Source organism: Pseudomonas putida (assembly GCF_002906855.1).
Lineage (GTDB): Bacteria > Pseudomonadota > Gammaproteobacteria > Pseudomonadales > Pseudomonadaceae > Aquipseudomonas > Aquipseudomonas putida_N.
This window is the reverse complement of the sequence record NZ_MINI01000038.1, coordinates 1,731,495-1,750,916: the sequence shown is the minus strand read 5'-3', so window position 1 is coordinate 1,750,916 and position 19,422 is coordinate 1,731,495. Positions and strand designations below refer to the sequence as shown.

Annotated in this window: 20 protein-coding genes and 1 pseudogene; 10 read left to right on the top strand and 11 right to left on the bottom strand. The window is 63.7% G+C overall.

The window, feature by feature from the left end; translation table 11 throughout:
- Window positions 1-109 precede the first annotated feature (109 nt).
- From BGP85_RS20685 to BGP85_RS20665, 5 genes are all read left to right on the top strand, one after another.
- A complete protein-coding gene (locus BGP85_RS20685) occupies window positions 110-700 on the top strand; it encodes a cysteine hydrolase family protein (RefSeq protein WP_103449650.1) in 591 nt (196 codons plus the stop codon).
- A gap of 88 nt (window positions 701-788) precedes the next feature.
- Entirely contained in the window at window positions 789-1,109 is a 321-nt protein-coding gene (locus tag BGP85_RS20680; protein ID WP_103449649.1) for a hypothetical protein, read from the top strand.
- A 76-nt stretch (window positions 1,110-1,185) separates the two neighbouring features.
- Window positions 1,186-1,746, top strand: coding sequence for a Smr/MutS family protein (locus BGP85_RS20675; RefSeq protein WP_103449648.1), 561 nt, complete (start codon window positions 1,186-1,188; stop codon window positions 1,744-1,746).
- Between the two features lie 70 nt (window positions 1,747-1,816).
- Window positions 1,817-2,362, top strand: a complete 546-nt coding sequence (gene folE / locus BGP85_RS20670; RefSeq protein WP_103449647.1) for a GTP cyclohydrolase I FolE — start codon at window positions 1,817-1,819, stop codon at window positions 2,360-2,362.
- Window positions 2,363-2,420: 58 nt separating this feature from the next.
- Entirely contained in the window at window positions 2,421-2,786 is a 366-nt protein-coding gene (locus BGP85_RS20665; RefSeq protein ID WP_103449646.1) for a glutaredoxin, read from the top strand.
- Window positions 2,787-2,820: 34 nt separating this feature from the next.
- Here the strand turns inward: BGP85_RS20665 and BGP85_RS20660 are convergent, their stop codons facing one another.
- Window positions 2,821-3,423 carry a glutathione S-transferase family protein gene (locus BGP85_RS20660; RefSeq protein ID WP_103449645.1) on the bottom strand — a complete coding sequence of 201 codons (603 nt, stop codon included), beginning with the start codon at window positions 3,421-3,423 and terminating at the stop codon, window positions 2,821-2,823.
- 146 nt (window positions 3,424-3,569) lie between these two features.
- Between BGP85_RS20660 and BGP85_RS20655 the strand changes: the two genes are divergently transcribed.
- The gene (locus BGP85_RS20655; RefSeq protein WP_103449644.1) at window positions 3,570-4,760 is read left to right on the top strand and encodes a benzoate/H(+) symporter BenE family transporter; all 1,191 of its coding nucleotides are present in this window, start codon (window positions 3,570-3,572) and stop codon (window positions 4,758-4,760) included.
- A 108-nt stretch (window positions 4,761-4,868) separates the two neighbouring features.
- On the opposite strand, the gene BGP85_RS29660 is transcribed toward BGP85_RS20655, so the two are convergent.
- The 3 genes and pseudogenes from BGP85_RS29660 to BGP85_RS20645 all read right to left on the bottom strand — a co-directional run bounded on the left by BGP85_RS29660 (window position 4,869) and on the right by BGP85_RS20645 (window position 8,321).
- The gene (locus tag BGP85_RS29660) at window positions 4,869-5,732 is read right to left on the bottom strand and encodes a methyl-accepting chemotaxis protein (protein WP_371263261.1); all 864 of its coding nucleotides are present in this window, start codon (window positions 5,730-5,732) and stop codon (window positions 4,869-4,871) included.
- Window positions 5,730-5,954, bottom strand: a pseudogene (locus BGP85_RS29655) (HAMP domain-containing protein); the annotation flags it as partial. The pseudogene BGP85_RS29655 and the gene BGP85_RS29660, both read right to left, overlap by 3 nt.
- Before the next feature lie 969 nt (window positions 5,955-6,923).
- Complete coding sequence (locus BGP85_RS20645; protein WP_103449642.1) at window positions 6,924-8,321, bottom strand: aminotransferase-like domain-containing protein; 1,398 nt, start codon at window positions 8,319-8,321, stop codon at window positions 6,924-6,926.
- Window positions 8,322-8,471: 150 nt separating this feature from the next.
- Here BGP85_RS20645 and BGP85_RS20640 point away from each other — a divergent pair, with 150 nt between their 5' ends.
- Complete coding sequence (locus tag BGP85_RS20640; RefSeq protein ID WP_103449641.1) at window positions 8,472-9,632, top strand: MFS transporter; 1,161 nt, start codon at window positions 8,472-8,474, stop codon at window positions 9,630-9,632.
- Window positions 9,633-9,661: 29 nt separating this feature from the next.
- Here BGP85_RS20640 and BGP85_RS20635 read toward each other — a convergent pair whose 3' ends face one another.
- Window positions 9,662-10,444, bottom strand: coding sequence for a lipopolysaccharide biosynthesis protein (locus BGP85_RS20635; RefSeq protein ID WP_103449893.1), 783 nt, complete (start codon window positions 10,442-10,444; stop codon window positions 9,662-9,664).
- A gap of 155 nt (window positions 10,445-10,599) precedes the next feature.
- Window positions 10,600-11,361, bottom strand: a complete 762-nt coding sequence (locus tag BGP85_RS20630; RefSeq protein WP_103449640.1) for an SDR family oxidoreductase — start codon at window positions 11,359-11,361, stop codon at window positions 10,600-10,602.
- Window positions 11,362-11,534: 173 nt separating this feature from the next.
- Here BGP85_RS20630 and BGP85_RS20625 point away from each other — a divergent pair, with 173 nt between their 5' ends.
- Both BGP85_RS20625 and kdsA read left to right on the top strand, forming a co-directional pair.
- A complete protein-coding gene (locus BGP85_RS20625; protein WP_103449639.1) occupies window positions 11,535-12,536 on the top strand; it encodes an NADP-dependent oxidoreductase in 1,002 nt (333 codons plus the stop codon).
- 57 nt (window positions 12,537-12,593) lie between these two features.
- Window positions 12,594-13,436 carry a 3-deoxy-8-phosphooctulonate synthase gene (gene kdsA, locus BGP85_RS20620; RefSeq protein ID WP_060483789.1) on the top strand — a complete coding sequence of 281 codons (843 nt, stop codon included), beginning with the start codon at window positions 12,594-12,596 and terminating at the stop codon, window positions 13,434-13,436.
- Window positions 13,437-13,859: 423 nt separating this feature from the next.
- Here the strand turns inward: kdsA and pyrF are convergent, their stop codons facing one another.
- Window positions 13,860-14,561, bottom strand: coding sequence for an orotidine-5'-phosphate decarboxylase (gene pyrF / locus BGP85_RS20615; RefSeq protein WP_054886624.1), 702 nt, complete (start codon window positions 14,559-14,561; stop codon window positions 13,860-13,862).
- A 184-nt stretch (window positions 14,562-14,745) separates the two neighbouring features.
- Here pyrF and BGP85_RS20610 point away from each other — a divergent pair, with 184 nt between their 5' ends.
- On the top strand, window positions 14,746-14,913 hold the full coding sequence (locus BGP85_RS20610; RefSeq protein WP_103449638.1) for a DUF2897 family protein: 168 nt from the start codon (window positions 14,746-14,748) through the stop codon (window positions 14,911-14,913).
- Window positions 14,914-14,974: 61 nt separating this feature from the next.
- On the opposite strand, the gene BGP85_RS20605 is transcribed toward BGP85_RS20610, so the two are convergent.
- From BGP85_RS20605 to BGP85_RS20590, 4 genes are all read right to left on the bottom strand, one after another.
- Window positions 14,975-15,304 carry a ComEA family DNA-binding protein gene (locus BGP85_RS20605; RefSeq protein WP_103449637.1) on the bottom strand — a complete coding sequence of 110 codons (330 nt, stop codon included), beginning with the start codon at window positions 15,302-15,304 and terminating at the stop codon, window positions 14,975-14,977.
- Window positions 15,305-15,421: 117 nt separating this feature from the next.
- On the bottom strand, window positions 15,422-17,431 hold the full coding sequence (locus tag BGP85_RS20600; RefSeq protein ID WP_103449636.1) for a polysaccharide biosynthesis protein: 2,010 nt from the start codon (window positions 17,429-17,431) through the stop codon (window positions 15,422-15,424).
- Between the two features lie 42 nt (window positions 17,432-17,473).
- Window positions 17,474-18,478: an MraY family glycosyltransferase gene (locus tag BGP85_RS20595; protein WP_103449635.1), complete on the bottom strand. Its 1,005-nt coding sequence runs from the start codon at window positions 18,476-18,478 to the stop codon at window positions 17,474-17,476.
- Complete coding sequence (locus BGP85_RS20590; protein WP_103449634.1) at window positions 18,475-19,407, bottom strand: UDP-glucose 4-epimerase family protein; 933 nt, start codon at window positions 19,405-19,407, stop codon at window positions 18,475-18,477. The genes BGP85_RS20595 and BGP85_RS20590 overlap by 4 nt, the downstream gene beginning before the upstream one ends.
- Window positions 19,408-19,422: the final 15 nt, after the last annotated feature.

Here is a 19,422-nt window from a genome sequence, read left to right as displayed (position 1 = left end):
AATGGCAGGCCACAAGCCAGTAACCACGCCGCTTGCGATGTCAACCATTCCCATTGACGCCAAGGCAAGGGAGAATAGGTATACAAAAGCCCTACCCAAGGAGCCCTTGATGTCCGTTCCAACCACGATGTTCCGCCTCACTGGCCGCGACTACCCGCCGGCCAAGCTGAGCCAAGCCAGCCTGATCATCATCGATGCGCAGAAGGAATACCTGAGCGGTCCTCTGCAACTGTCGGGCATGGACGAGGCCGTGGCCAACATCGCCCGGTTGCTCGACGCCGCCCGCAAGGCCGGCCGTCCGATCATCCACGTTCGCCACCTCGGTACCGTAGGCGGCCGCTTCGACCCGCAGGGCCCGGCCGGCCAGTTCATCCCCGGCCTGGAGCCGCGCGAAGGTGAAATCATCATCGAAAAGCGCATGCCCAACGCCTTCAAGAACACCAAGCTGCACGACACCCTGCAGGCGCTGGGGCACCTGGACCTGATCGTGTGCGGTTTCATGAGCCACTCCAGCGTCAGCACCACTGTACGCCGCGCCAAGGACTATGGTTATCGTTGCACCCTGGTGGAAGACGCCTCGGCAACCCGCGACCTGGCGCTCAAGGATCAGGTGATCCCAGCCGCGCAGATCCACGCGTGTGAAATGGCCGTGATGGCCGACAACTTCGCCTGTGTCGCCCCTACCGCCAGCCTGATCTGAGCTGACGTTGTGATGACCGCCCGGCAGCCGGGCGGAACCCGAGGGCCGGGCCCAGGTCGAATTCCGGATGTCCACAGAGGAAACTGGAATGAAGCTCAAAGGCAGTTTCGACGCCAAGCGTCTGCGCCCGCGTGAACCGCGTAACTGGGGTGCTCGTATTGCCGCCGGGCTGTCGGCCCTGATCGCCACGCTCGGCGTGCTGCTGGCCATGGCCGGCATCGCCGGGCTGCTTGGCAACTACACCGCCCTGGCCGAACTCAATGCCAACCGCCCGCTCGCCATCATCCTGGCCGTGGGCGGGCTGTTGCTGCTGTACCTTGGCGTGCGCTTCTGGCGACGCAGCCGCATTCGCCTGCGCCGCGGGCGCGAGCTGAACCTGTCGCCGCACCTGATGAAAAAGCATGATTAGTGGTTTACCGGCGAAGAGGCTGGTACTGACGACACTGGGTTGATCGCGTAAACTACGCCGCCCATGTGGAGGCACCATGCAAGACGACGATTTTTCCCTGTTCAGCGCTGAAGTGCGCGGCGTCAGGCCGATCAAGCACGACCGCGCTGACGTGGGCAAGCCGAAAACCGACCGCAAGCAGCTGGCCGGCCTGCGCCAGGCGGCGACCATCCGCAGCGACCAGGCCCTGGTGATCGACGGCCTGTCCGACCAGTTCGTCATCGACGTCGGTGCCGAAGACGAGCTGATGTGGCGCCGCGACGGCGTACAGGAAGGCCAGATCCGCAAGCTCAAGCTCGGCCAGATCGCCTTCGAGGGCAGCCTCGACCTGCACGGCATGAGCGTGGAGAAAGCCCGTGAAACCCTGTGGGCCTTCATCGCCGAAGCCACCCGGCTGGAAGTCCGCTGTGTACGGGTGACCCACGGCAAGGCCGCACGCCTGGACGGCAAGCGCCCGATGATCAAGAGCCATGTCAACACCTGGCTGCGCCAGCACCCGCAAGTGCTCGGTTTCACCTCGTGCCAGGCCCGCCATGGCGGCACTGGCGCGGTGTATGTGATGCTCAAGCGAACCATGATGGAAGGCCGCGACGAGTAACGCCGTGCTTGCAGCGCCGCGCGCGGCGCCGTACCCTTCCTTTTTGCGATTTTTACCCACAGGTAGATACATGTCCCTGGAACAGAACTACACCGAGATCCTCAGCCAACTTGGCGAGGACGTCTCCCGTGAGGGCCTGCTCGACACGCCCAAGCGGGCTGCAAAGGCCATGAAGTACCTTTGCCGCGGTTACGAGCAGACGCTGGAAGAAGTCACCAACGGCGCGCTCTTCACCTCCGACAACAGTGAGATGGTGCTGGTCCGGGACATCGAGCTGTATTCGATGTGCGAACACCACATGCTGCCTTTCATCGGCAAGGCTCACGTGGCTTACCTGCCCAAGGGCAAGGTCCTGGGCCTGTCGAAGGTTGCGCGCATCGTCGACATGTTCGCCCGCCGCCTGCAGATCCAGGAAAACCTCAGCCGCCAGATCGCCGAGGCCGTGCAGCAGGTGACTGGCGCCGCTGGCGTGGCAGTGGTCATCGAAGCCAAGCACATGTGCATGATGATGCGTGGCGTGGAAAAGCAGAATTCGACCATGCTCACCTCGGTGATGCTAGGTGAGTTCCGTGAAAACGCCTCGACTCGCAGCGAGTTCCTCAGCCTGATCAAGTGATCGGCGCATGACCCGAGCCGGCCCCCAGGGGTCGGCTTTTGCATTTCAGGAGTAACCCATGATCGTCAAAGCCCTGCGGGTCGGCCTCGGCCAGCTCATCGTGTTCGGCGACTGGATCAGCCGCCCGGCCAAGCAGAAGCGTGATGCGGCGGCCCAGGCGCGTATCGAGCAAGAGGCCAAGGGCCTCGCGCTGTACCAGTTCCATGCCTGCCCGTTCTGCGTGAAGACCCGCCGCACCCTGCACCGCCTGAACGTACCAGTGGCGTTGCGTGATGCCAAGAACGACGACGTGCATCGCCAGGCGCTGCTCGAAGGGGGTGGCCGGGTGAAAGTGCCGTGCCTACGCATCGAAGAAGCGGGCAAGGTGACCTGGATGTATGAATCCAAGGCCATCATTGCCTATCTGGACAAGCGCTTCGCCTGAAGCGCCCGCGCGGTCCTAGTGGGACCGCGCCAGCTTACTCGACCATCGGCACATGCCGCGGATGACTGGCCACCCGCTCCAGCCAGGCGCGAACTGCCGGATAATCGGCCAGGTCGAACCCGCCCTGATGCGCCACATGGGTGTAGGCATACAGTGCCACATCGGCAATCGAGTACTGGTCGCCGACCAGATACGGCGTCATCTGCAACTGCCGCTCCATCACCTTCAACGCCTTGTAACCGCCCTTGTGCAGTTTGCGGTATTCCTCCACGCGCTCTTCCGGCAGCCCGAGGTAGAACTGGATGAACCGTGCCACGGCAATATACGGCTCATGGCTGTACTGCTCGAAGAACTGCCACTGCAACACCTGGGTCCGCAGGCGCGGTTCGCTGGGCAGGAACTCGCTGCCGTCAGCCAGGTAGTTGAGGATGGCGTTCGATTCCCACAGGCAGGTACCGTCCTCGAGCTTGAGCACCGGCACCTTGCCATTGGGGTTCATTGCCAGGAACTCTGGCGTTTCGGTCTCGCCCTTGAGGATATCCACCGACTGCCATTCATATGGGCGGTCGAGCAGGCTGAGCATCAGCTTGACCTTGTAGCAGTTGCCTGACTGGTAGTCACCATACACCTTGAACATCGCCCGTCCCCTCCCATGCAGTTGCGAAAACTTGCCCAATAGTTGGCGACTGTACGGCTAAAAGCAATGCCTGCTGTATGGCAAGGATCAATCCGCCCCGCGTTAGTCTGAAAAAACTGCTTACACATGGACAAGGACCCAACCCAATGACCGATGCCACCTCCGCACGCCTGCGGCCCCTGGCAGACACCTCCCCATCGGCGGTGGTCGCCGGCTTCATCGCCATGCTCACCGGCTACACCAGCTCGCTGGTGCTGATGTTCCAGGCCGGCCAGGCAGCCGGCCTGACCAACGCGCAAATTTCTTCGTGGATCTGGGCGCTTTCGATCGGCATGGCGGCGTGCAGCATCGGCCTGTCGCTGCGCTACCGCACCCCCATCACCGTGGCCTGGTCGACCCCCGGCGCGGCGCTGCTGATTACCAGCCTGGGCGGGGTCAGCTACGGCGAGGCCATCGGTGCCTACATCACCTGTGCGCTGCTGGTGCTGGTCTGCGGCCTGACCGGCAGTTTCGAGCGCCTGGTCAAGCGCATCCCGGCCTCGCTGGCCTCGGCCTTGCTGGCCGGCATCCTGTTCAAGATCGGCAGCGAGATCTTCGTTGCTGCCCAGCACCGCACCCTGCTGGTCCTGGGCATGTTCTTCAGCTACCTGCTGGTCAAGCGCCTGTCGCCGCGCTACTGCGTGCTGGCCGCCTTGCTGGTGGGCACGGCGTTGTCCGGCGCCCTCGGCCTGCTCGACTTCAGTGGCTTCAAGCTGGAGGTGGCCACCCCGGTGTGGACCACGCCGAGCTTCTCGCTGGCTGCGACCATCAGCATCGGCATTCCGCTGTTCGTGGTAGCCATGACCTCGCAGAACATGCCTGGCGTGGCGGTGCTGCGCGCCGACGGCTACCAGGTGCCCGCCTCGCCGCTGATTTCAACGACGGGCCTGGCTTCACTGCTGCTGGCACCGTTCGGCTCACACGGGGTCAACTTGGCGGCGATCAGTGCGGCGATCTGCACCGGCCCGCACGCCCATGAAGACCCGAGCAAGCGTTATACCGCGGCGGTGTGGTGCGGGATTTTCTATGGCATTGCCGGCACGTTCGGCGCCACCCTGGCGGCCTTGTTCGCGGCGCTGCCGAAGGAGCTGGTGCTGTCGATTGCGGCGTTGGCGCTGTTCGGTTCGATCATGAACGGGCTGACCGTGGCCATGAGCGAAGCCAGGGAGCGCGAGGCGGCGCTGATCACCTTCATGGTGACGGCTTCGGGGTTGACCCTGTTCTCGATCGGCTCGGCGTTCTGGGGGATCGTGGCGGGAGTGTTGACCTTGATGATCCTCAACCCACGCAAGGCCTGAAATTGATAATGCCGGTACCGGCCCTTTCGCGGGGCAAGCCCGCGCCTACAGGTATCGTGGTAGCCCTGTAGGCGCGGGCTTGTCCCGCGAAGAGGCCAGCACAGGCGATCACAGCCTGAAGTGGCCGACCATGCCCTTCAGGTCATTGCCCAGCTGCGCCAGTTCGATACTGGACCGGGCATTGTCCTGCATTGCCAGCGCCGCCTGGTCGGCACTACCGCGGATCTGTGTGACGCTACGACTGATCTCTTCGGCCACCGAACTCTGCTGCTCCGCCGCCGCCGCAATCTGCTGGTTCATCTGCTGAATCAACGACACCGCCACCGCAATGCTGCCCAGCGCGCTTTCAGTCTGCAGCGCATCGGCCACGGCCAGGCGCACCAGCTCGGTACTGCCACGGATCTGCGCCACCGATTGCTGGGCATTGCCGCGCAGGCTAGCCACCAGGCGCTCGATTTCCTCGGTCGACTGCCGGGTACGCCGGGCCAGCGCCCGTACTTCGTCGGCCACCACCGCAAAACCACGCCCCTGCTCACCCGCCCGGGCCGCCTCGATGGCTGCGTTGAGCGCCAGCAGGTTGGTCTGCTCGGCGACGCTCTTGATCACCTCCAGCACATCGCCAATGGTGTGGATCTCGGCACTCAGGCTGTCGATGCCGGCACTGGCCGTGTCCGCAGCCGTCGCCAGCTGCTCGATGCGCTGCATGCTCTCGCGCACCACGCGCTGGCCGGCGTCAACCTTGTCATCGGCGGCCTGCGCCGCCTGTGCGGCTTCTTCGGCATTGCGCGCCACGTCATGCACAGTGGCGGTCATCTGCTGCATGGCGGTGGCCACCTGCTCGGTTTCTTCCTTCTGGCTGCCGACTTCGCGGTTGGTCTGCTCGGTCACTGCCGACAACGCCTGGGCGCTGCCGGCCAGCTGCTCGATACCCTGCTGCAGGCCGCTGACCACGCCTGACAACCCGGCGGCCATCTGTTGCATGGCCTGCATCAACTGGCCGACTTCATCACTGCGCGCCGCCTCGCTCTCCAGGCTCAACTCGCCTGCGGCAATGCGCTGGGCACGGCCGATCACGCGCTTGAGCGGGCCGACCACCGCGCGGGTAATCAGCCAGGCAGCGAGAAGACCCACCAGCAACGCCAGCCCGGTGGCGAGGGCGATGGCCAGGCTGTTGCGCGCCAGCTCGGCCTGCATCGCCTGCTGATCGACGGCATAGGCCTGGTCAACCCGGCCCGTGACCTGCTCGGCACGCGCCTGCAACTGCGCCTTGATGCCTTGCTCCTTGCCCAGCAGGTCGGTGTATTCGTTGAGCTTGTCGGTAAAGCTGACAATGTGCCCGGCCACCTCGCCGAGCACACTCTGGTAGCCCGCGTCACCGACGGCGGCCTTGAGTTGCTCGACCAGCTGCGCCGCCTCGACCGTCTGGGCGATGCGACCTTGCTCCCCCTCCTCGCCCTTGCGGCTCTTGTCCAGGCGCACCCGCGCTTCGTCCATGGCCTGCAGCATCAGCCGCGACACTTGCGCCACCTGCCCAGCCTGCTCAAGGAACTCGCCGCCTTGCTGGCCCTGGGACTGCTTGAGGGTATAGGTGGCATCGTCGGCCAGGCCGGCCTGCAGCACATCAAGGTTGTTGGCCACGCTGGACACCGACCAACTGGCCATGTCCAACGCCAGCTCCTTGGCCTGCACCGCTTCGACGAAGGCTTCGAAGGCCTGGCCGTAAGCCGCCAGGTCCGCCTCGGCCGCCGCCAACGCTGGCAGGCTGCGGGCGCGCTCGGCAAGGTTCTGCAAGCCGCTGCGCAAGGCCTCGGCCTCTTTGATATCGGAGCGCAGGGCAAAGGCCTGCTCGTGCTGACGCAGCCGCAGCAGGTCGGTATTGATCTGGCCCAGCTGGCGCAGGCCGTCGAAGCGCTGGCCGACGCTGTGCAGCGCCGCGATACCGATGGCCGCCACCGCGACCGTCAGCAACAACACCAGGGCAAAACCCAGGCCCAGTTTGCGGGCCATGCCCAGATTGGCCAGAACACCGTGCCTGCTCGTCGCCATCGCCGATTCCCCTTCACCGTGCCAGGTTTTGCCGAGGGCCAAGCGTGGCAACGTTATCACTCTGCTAACAAGAGGTTGGCGCCCAAATGGTGTCAAATGGCTATGAGCGTGTCGCGATCAGCTAGCTGAAGGTCGCCCTGCGTGCTGAAGGAAGCCCTGGGCACGGGCGTCCTGCCCATAGGCGACATTGATGCGCAGCCAGTCGCTGGCGGCGCCCTGGTAGTCGAAGGCGCTGCCCGGAGTAAGCAACACCGCATGCTCCAGTGCCAGGCGCTCAAGGCTGACGAAATCACGTCCAGGCACCCGCGTCCAGACGAACATCCCGCCATACGGCTCACAGAACACCTGCCAGCCGTACTGTTCCAGTTGCCCGAGCAATTTGGCCATGTGCTGCCCCAGCCGCACCCGCAGGCGCTGGACGCTCTTGCGGTAGCTGCCATTGGCCAGCATCTGCCCGACCACCTGTTCGGCGAAGCGCGAAGTACCGATACCGCTGACCATCTTCAGCTCGGCCAGGCGCGCCACCAAGGGTGCATCGGCCACCAGGTAGCCGACGCGCAGCGAACTGCTCAGGGTCTTGGAGAAACTGGCCAGGTAGATCACCCGTTGCTCGCTGTCGAGGGTGGCCAGGCGGGTGGCCGGGCCTTCCTGGAAGTCAGCGTAGATATCGTCCTCGATGATGCGCAGGTCGTACTCGCGGGCCAGCTCCAGGAGGCGATAGGCAACCTTGGGCGCAAGGCTGGTGCCCGTGGGGTTCTGATACAGGCTGTTGGTGAAAAGGCAACGCGGGCGGTGCTCGGCCAGCAAGCGTTCGAGCATTGCAAGGTCAGGGCCGGTCGCCGTGCGCGGCACCGGCAGCATGCGCACCTGATGCTGGCGCAGCAGGTTGTACAGGTTGTAGTAGCCAGGGTTTTCCACCAGCACGGTGTCGCCGGGGCGCAACAAGGTACGCACCAGCAGGTCGAGGCCATGGCTGGCACCTTGGGTGGTGAGGATGCGTTCGGGGCCGGCAGCGATGTCCAGCCGTGCCAGGCGCTTGTGCAAGTGCTGGCGCAGGCTGGCCAGGCCTAGCGGCGGGCTGTAGTCGAACAGGTCCTGCGGGTTGCCGCGGCTGACCTGGCGGATCGCCTGGGCCAGTTCGACGTCCGCGCGCCAACTGTTCGGCAGCCAGCCGCAGCCGAGCTTGAGCAGTTCGTCGTGGCCTTCGCGGAACTGGCGCCAGTTGCTATCGCCCGCCTCGCCCCACACAGGCTGATGCTCGGCTGCGGCGGTGGCTTTGCGTTCGGCGACGAAGAAGCCGGTGCCATGACGTGCCTCGAGCCAGCCGCTGGCGACCAGACGGTCGTAGGCCTCGATCACGCAGGAGGCACTGACCGACTGGTCGCGGGCCAGGCTGCGGATCGATGGCAGACGGGCACCGGGACGCACGCGCTGCTGTTCGATCCAGGCCAGCAGGTGGTCGGTGAGTTGCTGCACCAGCGGGGTGGGGCTTTGGCGGTCGAGGGTGAAGTGCATGGCGCTGGGTGTTTGCTAATTTTGGGCGAACAGTTAAGCATAAATGCGGGCCGGGTGTGCCTTGTTGGGTGTTTGGGCTGAGGGCAATGTCCCCTGTACCGGCCCCGCGAAAAGGCCGGTACTGACAACCCAAGAACCAGGACCGTACCTATGCCCTCGCGCTACTCCCCCGCCCTGCTGGCCTTCGCCCTGTGCCTGATCACCCTGGCGGTCAACCTGCAGGCCCCGCTCTATATCACCTACGCCGACCTCTCCGGCCAGGGCGCCGCAGCCACCGCGGTGGCCTTCTCCGGTTACGTGGTGGGCGTGCTGCCGGTGTTGCTGGCCCTGGGCGGGCTGGCCGACCGGGTCGGGCGGCGGCCGCTGATCCTCGCGGCGCTCATGCTGTCCATGGTCGCCACCTTGCTCATGCTGTTCGCCCCCAGCCTGCAAACCCTCGGCGTAGCGCGCTTCTTCCTGGGCCTGGGCACAGGCCTGGCATCAGCCACGGCAACGGCCTACATGGCTGAACTGATGGGCACCGGCAGCAGTGCGCGTGCCGCCAATTGGGTCACCGCCAGCACTTCGCTGGGTTTTGGCCTGGGCGCGGCGCTGACCAGCCTGTTCCTGCTGCGTGGCCCGAGCCTGACACCCGGCAGCTTCCACCTGCAATTGCTGCTTGGCGCGGTAGCTGTGCTGCTGGTATGGCGCTTGCCCGACCCGCGGCCGGCACAGCGCAGTGCCATGCTGCGACTGCCCTGCTACCCGGGTGTTAGCGTGGTATATGGCTTGGCCATTCTGCTGGCCTGGGCCTGCGTCGGGCTGGTGATCGCCCTGCTGCCTGGGATCCTGCGCCAGCACAACTTGAGCGCATGGTCGGGGTTTTCGACGTTCTGCGTTATCAGCTGCGGCCTGCTGTTCCAGCCGCTGGCCCGGCGTATGTCCAGCCGCACGGCCACCCTGCTGGGCCTGGCGATCCTGCCGTGCAGCTATGCCTTGCTGGCCTGGGGCGCCGAAAGCGGCCGCCTGTGGGCGGTGCTGGCCGGCGCGGTGGCAGCCAGCAGCGCCTGCTATGGTTTCATCTACCTCGGCGGACTGGCGGCGGTGAATGAACTGGCCGGGGCCGAAAAGACGCGTGCCAGCGCGGGGTTCTTCCTGCTGGCCTACCTGGGCTTCAGCGTGCCGGTGATCTTGACCGGGGTACTGAGTGACCGCCTGGGTTCGGGCGTGGCCTTGCTAGGGTTTGGCGGGGTCTTGCTGTTTGGGTGTGTGGCCGTTGCCGGAGCGCTGCAGGGCGTAGGGCAAAGCGCGCAACAAGCCAGCAGCCATTGAGCCGATCATGATCTGCTGGGAGTAAACGGTCACGCAAGGTGGTTGCACAGTAACGCCTGTGCAGCGCTGCCAAGGATGATCGCCTGGGCCTGCTCGACAGTGATTTTCGGGATGACCGAATCCGGCATTTTCGACGTGGCAGAAAGGTTGTAGACGGCAAAGTCTTCGCCGACCACTTGATCGGCCATCAGCTTGAACGAGGGCAGGATGCGCCGTTGATAGGCCTCGTCCAGGTGGCAGCGCGAAACCGCCTGACCTGGAGTTTCATAAAAGCGCCCCACCGACTGGTCGAGGTCCACACCCACCAGGAAAACCTGGTTGAAGCCCAGATGACAGGCAATTTGCAGCGCGGCATACGCCACCGTGCGGGCATCGAAAAAGCCTTGCGAGAGGTCTTTGCTGAAGCCTACAGAGCGCGAGCGGTTGCCCCAGAAGGCACGGCTGCGCACCACGGCCGGATCAGGATTGAACAGTGAGTCGAACAGGCGCGAGCGCGCCGCCTTGGCCAGCGGGAAAACCTGCGCCTTGGTCGATACAGGCAGTGCTCCGACTTCACTTGGCCAGATCGCCAGGCGCCGGCTAAGGCGCACCGCCTTGGCGTAAAGCTCAGGCTGCTGGTGCGCAAACCCGGTATCGGTACACACGTAGAAGTACGGACGCGGGCCCTGTTCCGAGAACATCGAGATCGCGCCGTTGAGCGTGATCATCGGCACATTGGCGAAGCGCTGCATGGGGAAGCCCTTTGCCGAGGCCCCCGACGCGACGATGAACACGGGCCCCTCGGCAATCCCACGACAGGCCGCGAAGTCCATGATCGAAGGATGCCGGGCTGGCTTGTTGCCATTTTCTGCTTCCACTGTTGCCCCCAGACTCCGAGAAGCAAAAGTATAGACAGCCGACAAAAAATCCGCATTCACACAACTTAACGTTCTGCGTCAAGAAGTTGCGGGCTACATTCAACCTCGGCTCAAATCGCGGTTGCCCCACCATCCACCGTCAAACTGTGCCCGGTGGTAAACGCCGCCCCGTCACTGCACAGGTACAGCACCGCACTGGCAATTTCCTCGACCTTGCCGATACGCCCGACCGGGTGCATCGCGGCGGCAAATTCGGCCTTGCGCGGGTCTGCCTCGTAAGCGCGGCGAAACATGTCGGTGTCAATCACCGCCGGGCACACGGCATTCACCCGGATGCCCTTCTTGGCATACTCGATGGCCGCCGACTTGGTCAGGCCGATCACAGCATGCTTGGAGGCGGCGTAGATGCTCATCTTCGGCGCCGCACCCAAGCCCGCCACCGAGGCGGTGTTGACGATCGCCCCGCCGCCCTGGGACAGCAACAACGGCAGCTGGTATTTCATGCACAGCCACACGCCCTTGACGTTGACGCCCATGATGGCGTCGAACTCCGCCTCGCTACCCTCGGCCAGGCGCCCCTGTTCGATTTCGATGCCGGCATTGTTGTAAGCGTAATCCAGCCGCCCGTAGGCCTCGATGGCCCGCTCATGCAGTTGGCGCACCTGGGCATCCTTGGTCACGTCACAGGCCACGAACAGTGCTTCACCACCCGCCTCGCGAATCGAGGCGACCGTGGCCTCGCCACCGGCCGCGTCGAGATCGGCCACTACCACCTTCAGGCCCTCGCGGGCAAAGGCCAGTGCCGTCGCCCTGCCGATACCCGCCGCACCGCCGGTGACCATGGCTACCTGGCCGGAAAAAGTCATGCTCATCGTCTGCTCCTGGGGGGTGATGAATTGGTCCTGAGTCTAGTCAGCCCGCCGCCCGGCTGGGCAGCATCATCAAGGCAGCGGTTGAGCTACCATGCTTACCAGTGATATTGCGGACCAACCTGCATCAGCGGGTTAAATTGACTGCTGTACCTCATCGCCCACAAGGACCTGCCATGACCCAGACCAACCGCCGCTTCCTGCTTGCCAAACGCCCGGTCGGCGCCGTGCGCCGAGACGACTTCACCTTCGAGACGGTACCCGCCGAAGCCCCTGCCGCCGGCCAGATCCAGGTGCGCAACCTGTACCTGTCGCTGGACCCGGCCATGCGCGGTTGGATGAACGAAGGCAAGTCGTATATCCCGCCCGTCGCCCTTGGCCAGGTAATGCGTGCTCTGGGCGTCGGCGAAGTGGTCGCTTCCAACCACCCGGACTACAAGCCCGGCGATCATGTCAGCGGCGCCCTCGGCGTACAGGACTACTTCACCGGCGAGCCACAGGGCCTGCACAAGATCGACCCCAGCCTCGCCCCGCTGCCCCGCTACCTCTCGGCCCTGGGCATGACCGGCATGACCGCCTACTTCGCCCTGCTGGAGGTCGGCCAGCCCAAGGCCGGCGACACCGTGGTCATTTCCGGCGCAGCCGGCGCGGTGGGCAGCATCGTCGGCCAGATCGCCAAGCTCAAGGGCTGCCATGTGGTCGGCATCGCCGGTGGCGCGCAGAAGTGCCAGTACCTCAAGGACGAACTGGGCTTCGACGGCGTGATCGACTACAAGACCGAAGACGTGCTGGCCGGCCTGAAGCGCGAATGCCCCAAGGGCGTTGACGTGTACTTCGACAACGTCGGCGGCGACATCCTCGACGCCGTGCTCACCCGCATCAACTTCAAGGCGCGCATCGTCATCTGCGGCGCCATCAGCCAGTACAACAACAAGGAAGCCGTCAAAGGCCCGGCCAACTACCTGGCACTATTGGTGAACCGCGCCCGCATGGAAGGTTTCGTGGTGATGGACCACGCCAAGGACTATGGCAAGGCCGCACAGGAGATGGCCGGCTGGCTGGCCACCGGCAAGGTCAAAAGCAAGGAGGACGTGGTCGAAGGGCTGGAGACGTTCCCCGAGACGCTGCTCAAGCTGTTCAGCGGCGAGAACTTCGGCAAGTTGGTGTTGAAGGTGTGAGTCTGTAAGATTGGCTATCGCCACTGAAACCAGTGACTGGGATTTGCAGAGTAGACCATGATCAAGATCACCCCAACCATCGAGTGCTCCAACACCGCCCCGTTCGTCCTCTTCGGCGGCATCAACGTGCTCGAGTCCGAGGACCTGGCCCTGACCGCCTGCGCCGAGTACGTCCGGGTTACCGAGAAACTGGGCATCCCTTACGTGTTCAAGGCCAGCTTCGACAAGGCCAACCGCTCCTCGATCCACTCCTACCGTGGCCCGGGCATGGAAGAAGGCCTACGCATCTTCGAGAAAGTCAAAGCCGAGTTCGGCGTACCGATCATTACCGACGTGCACGAGATCTACCAGTGCGCGCCGGTCGCCGAAGTGGTCGACGTGCTGCAGCTGCCCGCCTTCCTGGCCCGCCAGACCGACCTGGTAGTGGCACTGGCCAAGACCGGTAAACCGGTCAACATCAAGAAGCCGCAGTTCCTTAGCCCCTCGCAGATGCAGAACATCGTGCACAAGTTCAAGGAAGCCGGTAACGACCAGCTGATCCTGTGCGACCGTGGCACCTGCATGGGCTACGACAACCTGGTCGTGGACATGCTCGGTTTCGGCGTGATGAAGCGCACCTGCGACAACCTGCCGATCATCTTCGACGTGACCCACGCCCTGCAGAACCGCGACCCGTCCGGCGCTGCCTCCGGTGGCCGTCGCGAGCAGGTGGTCGACCTGGCCCGTGCCGGCATGGCAGTTGGCCTGGCTGGGCTGTTCCTGGAAGCTCACCCTAACCCGGACCAGGCCAAGTGCGACGGCCCAAGCGCCCTGCCGCTGGACAAGCTGGAGCCGTTCCTGGCGCAGATCAAGGCGCTCGACGACCTGGTCAAAGGTTTCCAACCGCTGGTTATTGCCTGATTCGAGGGTAATAAAAAGGTTCTTCACGCAATGTCGGGATAGTGCCTGCGGTCTGCTTGCCGGGAGATTGGGTGAAGACTGCCAAGGGTTTGTCTCGTGTTCTGAGTTGATGCGCAGATCGAGCGCCGCCCGCGCGGCGCATCGCGAGCTGCGCTCGCTCCTACGTTGTTTCGGGCCAATTATTCCTGCGTGATTTGCGCGCGGACGCCTTGGCGCATGGCGGGATATCGCGTCGTACCAGCAAGGCGGTCGCGCGCGCCTGCCACAAGCGTTACTGGCCAGAAACAAACGTAGGAGCGAGCGCAGCTCGCGATGCGCCGCGCGGGCGGCGCTCGATCTTACTGACGCTAAAAATGCTGTGGCGTGCGCTCAAAAAAAGGGCCGACATGCACTGTGCATGTCGGCCCTTTTTATTGGCTGATATCAGCCGCGGATCTCTGCCACCACGGCTGCCAGTGCCTGGGCCGGATCTGCCGCCTGGCTGATCGGGCGGCCGATCACCAGGTAGTCGGAGCCTGCATCCAGCGCCTGGCGCGGGGTGAGGATACGGCGCTGGTCATCCTGGGCACTGCCCGCAGGGCGAATGCCCGGGGTGACCAGTTGCAGCGCCGGGTGCGCAGCCTTCAGCGCCGGGGCTTCCAGTGCCGAGCACACCAGGCCGTCCATGCCCGCCTTTTCGGCCAGCGCCGCCAGGCGCAGCACCTGCTCTTGAGGGTCTACGTCCAGGCCGATACCGGCGAGGTCTTCACGCTCCATGCTGGTCAGCACCGTCACGCCGATCAGCAGCGGCTGCGGGCCACTGCGCTTGGCCAGCTCTTCGCGGCAGGCAGCCATCATGCGCAGGCCACCGGAGCAATGCACGTTGACCATCCATACCCCCATCTCGGCAGCAGCCTTCACCGCCATGGCGGTGGTGTTGGGGATGTCGTGGAACTTGAGGTCGAGGAACACCTCGAAGCCCTTCGCGCACAGGGTTTCGACAATGCCCGAAGCGCTGCTGGTGAACAGCTCCTTGCCAACTTTTACCCGGCACAGGGCGGGGTCGAGCTGGTCAGCCAGCTTCAGGGCGGCGTCACGGGTAGGGAAATCCAGGGCGACGATCAGGGGCGTCTGGCAGGCGGACATGGTCGGGTTCTCTTGGCAAGTCGTAAACGGCGCGCATTGTAAACGAAGTGGCACAGGCTTTGGGGGCCGCGGGTCAACGGAATTGGCCCGGCAAGGCGTGATGCCTATAATTGAACCAACGGAACCGGCAACTGCTCAATATTTGTACAAGCACTGCCCCATGACGCTGACAGGAGAACACACGATGCCCTGGTATGCCTGGCTGATACTCATCATAGCCCTCGGCTCGATCATCGGCGGGCTGATGATGCTGCGCGATACGGCGAAAAAGCTGCCCCTGACCGAGGAACAACTGCGCAAGGTGCATGAACGCAATGCAGAGGCCGACGCCAAGGATGCCCAGGACAGGTAAGCAGGAATGCTGGCAATGAGGGCGGCATTGCATGGCGCAAGCGCCGCCCTGCAAACGCGTGTTACTCCACACTCAACTTGTCGCGATTACGCTCCAGCAGCGCATTGCCGATGCCTTTGATCTCCAGCAGTTCATCCACTGAAGCAAACGCCCCGTTGGCCTCGCGATAGGCCACGATGGCTTCGGCTTTGGCCTTGCCGATGCCATTGAGTTCTTTTTGCAAGGTTGCGGCATCGGCCTGGTTGAGGTTCAGCAGGGCTGAGCCGGTGGTTTTCTGGCTCACCATCGGTACCGGCTGAGCGACCGGTGTATCTGCCGGCGCGGCGCTGACCGAAAACGCGAGGCCAGCGAACAGGGGCAGCAACAGGTAGGAAAGAACGGTATTACGCATACAGACACTCCTTCGGATGGATTAACGAGGCAGCGTTTCCTTGGCTGCCTGCTCAAAGTATCGATCCGAAGGGGGCCTGCGAAGCGGCTGAATCCGCGCTTGCTGTAGGAATCAGCGTTACCTGTCCTTGTGCTGCTGTTGATACAACCAGTCAACGATCTCACCTTCTGGCGAATAACCGTTGACCAGCTCGCGCAACAGATGCCGGATCCGGCTGAAATCATCTTCCGCCACCGCCTTGAGCAAGGCAGCCAGGCGCTCGCGAAGCACCTCCCAGGGCAGGAAGTCTTCGTTGGCGGTCATGATCATCGGGTGCACGGTCGGCGAAACGTCGTCTCCGATCAGCAACTCCTCGTAAAGCTTCTCTCCCGGCCGCAAGCCGGAAAACTCGATGGCGATATCGCCATGGGGGTTGCCAGGGCTGCGCACGCTCAGGCCGGATAGGTGAATCATCTTCTCGGCCAGCTCGACAATTTTCACCGGCTCGCCCATGTCCAGCACGAACACATCACCGCCCTGCCCCATGGCCCCTGCTTGCACCACCAACTGTGCAGCTTCGGGGATGGTCATGAAGTACCGGGTGATCTTGGGGTGCGTGACCGTGAGCGGCCCACCGGCCTTGATCTGCTGATGGAACAGCGGAATCACCGAGCCTGAGGAGCCCAGTACGTTACCGAACCGCACCATCGTGAAGCGGGTCTTGTTCACCCGTGAAATCTTGCTGCTGTCGCCATACATCACTGGCGCAGCTTCGCGGCTTAGGGCCTGAAGAATCAGCTCGGCGAGGCGCTTGGTGCTGCCCATGACGTTGGTCGGGCGCACAGCCTTGTCGGTAGAAACCAGCACGAAGTTGGCGACGCCTGACTGCAACGCGGCCTGAGCGGTGCACAAGGTGCCATAGACATTATTGAGGACGCCCTCGGCCATGTTGTGCTCGACCATCGGCACATGCTTGTAGGCAGCCGCGTGGTAGACCGTGTCGACCCGCCAGGTACTCATGATGTCGACCAGGTGCTGCTGGTTGCGTGCCGAACCAAGGATCGGCAGCAGGCGTACCGACAGCGACTCACGGGAAATGCGCTGCTCCAGCTCACTGAGAATGCTGTACAGGTTGAACTCGCTGTGATCGAACAGCAGCAGGGTCTTGGGCTTGAGCCCGATGATCTGCCGGCACAGCTCCGAACCGATCGAACCTCCGGCCCCGGTAACCAGCACAACCTGATTCTTGTTGCAGCGGTCGAGCAGTTCGTCCTGGGCCGGCACCGGGTCGCGCCCCAGCAGGTCGGCAATGTCGACGTCCTGAATGTCATCAACCTTGACCCGGCCGCTGGCCAGGTCGGCAAAAGCCGGAACGCTGCGCACGTGCAGCGGGTACGGCTCGAGGAAGGCCAGGATTTCCTTGCGCCGGGCCCGTGAGGCACGGGGCAAAGCCAAAAGAATTTCTTGGGCGCCGCTTTCCTTGATCATCTGCCGCAGGTGCTTGGGCTTGTATACCTGCAGGCCGGAGATGACCCGGTTGGCAAGATCACTGTCGTCGTCGATGAACGCCACAGGGCGCATCACTCGGCCCATGCGCAATGCCGCCAGCAACTGGTTGCCGGCTGTACCTGCACCGTAGATGGCGACCTTGATCAGGCCATCGTCGCGGTTGGCAAAGGGAATCTGGTGGTTACCCGTGAACCAGTCACCGAGGAAGAACTGGCGCATGATCAGGCGCAGGCCGCCGATGATGACCAGGCTCAGCCACCAGTAGTTGAAGATGATCGAACGCGGTACCACGACCTTGTGGTTGCTGTACCAGTAGACCACCACAGCCAGGATCAACGACGACAGAGTGACAGCCTTGATGATAGTGACCAGCGCGTCGTTGCCGAAGTAGCGCATTACCGCGCGGTACATGCCGAAACGGATGAATAACGGCACAGCCACTACCGGTGCCGCGAGGAACAGCCAGGTGTGTTCCAGGATCGGGTTGTACATGTCATCGATGCCCAAGCGCACGATGAACGACAGCCACAACGCCAGCCAGATAAGCAGCATGTCGGTGCAGACTTGTATCAGGCGCTTCTGCCGCCGTGACAGGTTCACCAGGAACTGGCGCAGCCTGTCTTTGTTTGCATCGCTCATCCAGCTCTCCTCAACGTGCCATGCCCGGCTTGCTCGACCATGTTATTCCCGCTTCCCGGCATGGTATTTGATCGCTAGCAGTATAAGAGGGAAATAGGCCACGATGGTTCCCGTTGCGCCGTCCAGCCCTAGCGCCACGACCGCCAGCGCCACTGGCAACAACCAGCCCAGGTTGATGGCCGCCACCGCCAGGCTTACCGGCCGGTGGCTACCCTGCTGACGTGAAGCATACTGATAGGCATGGCTACGATGCGCCTCGTAGACGCGCTCGCCGCGCAGCAGCCGTCGCACCAGGGTAAAGGTCGCGTCGACCACGAATACACCCAAAAGTATTAACCACCCCCAGAAGAGTAGCGGGTTTATCCAGGCAGCCTGCAACGCCAGCAGAGCCAGCACGATACCCAGGAAGCCACTGCCGGCGTCCCCCATGAAAATACGCGCTGGCGGGAAGTTCCAGAACAGGAAGCCGGCCACCGTCGCAGCCAGTAACATTGGCAGCCACAGCGCCTGCGGATAGCCACTGACCAGGTACAGCAGGCAGCCTCCGATACAGGCACAGATGGCTTCGATGCTGGCGATGCCGTCGATGCCGTCCATGAAGTTGTACAGGTTGAGCAGCCACACCAGGTACAGCATCCCGAACAGCGCACTTAACCAGGCGCTGTCCAATGCCCATCCGAACACCATCAGCGGCGGCATGCCTCCCATCCAGTAAAGCCCCCAACCTGCGGCCACGAAGTGGCCAAGCAGGCGCCATCGTGCAGCGATATGGCCGTGGTCGTCCATGAAACCGATCACCGCCACCAGGCCACCAGCGCCGAGAAGGGCGACCAGCAGCGCTGGCGCCACCATGCCAGCCCAGCCCAGGGCAAGCGCGCCCAGCAGGAACGAGAAGACGAACGCCAGGCCACCACCACGCGGGGTCGGAAGGGCGTGCGAGCTGCGCGCATTGGGGATGTCCAGCAGGCTGCGCGCCAGGGCATAGCGGCGCAGCCCCGCCGTCATTGCCAGCGCGGCCACGCCAGCCAGTAGAATCAGCCAGATCATCGATTTTGAGCGTCCAGAAAAGCGCGAGCGGTCAGGTTGAGCCCTTGCTCCAATGTGAAGGGAGGGGTCCAGCCAAGCAACTGGTGATTCTTGGCGATGTCGACCTGCAACGAGCCTAGCAGGCGCTGGGCCAGATCACCGCGCCCCAACACCCGCGCCGCCGCGTGCAGCAGCGAAGGCGGTACTGGCAGCAACCGCGCCGGGCGGCCCAGCGCCTGGCCGATGGCCCGCAACAACTGGCTCAGGGTCACGTCCTGGCCATCGCTGGCGAGGAACACCTGATTGGCCGCCTGCGGGTGATCGAGGCAAGCCATCACCAGATCGACGAGGTTATCCACGAACACCAGGCTGCGGCGGTTTGGCAAGGCACCGAGCGGCAGCGGCACACCCCGCTGCACCCAGCGCAGCATGCTGAGGAAGTTAGCCTTGACGCCCGGTCCGTAGACCAGCACCGGGCGAATCACCACCACTTCCATACCGGTGGCCGCCGCCAGCTGTAGCAAGCCCTGTTCGGCTTCATGCTTGGATACCCCATAGGCATCCTGCGGCGCAGGCGTGTCGTCGGCGCGCAAAGGCTGCCCAGGCTGGCTGAGTTCGCCATTGACCTTGATCGAACTGATGAAAATGAAACGGCGCACCCCGGCAGCGGCGGCTTGCCGGGCGAGGTTGAGGGTGCCATCGACATTGACCCGGCGGAATTCGGCCTGGCTGTCATTGGCGTTCTCCTGCATCACGTGCACGCGGGCCGCGGCGTGTATCACCGCGTCGACACCGGCTAGCGCAGATACCCAGTCGGTCTCAGCGGCCAGCTCGGCGTCACGACGTGACGGAGCGCGGACACTGAAGACGCCCAGCGTGTTCAGTTGGCGGCACAGGGCACTGCCAACGAAACCGCTGGCGCCGGTGACAAGAATCGTTCGACTATCCATGCAAGTTATTCTTAT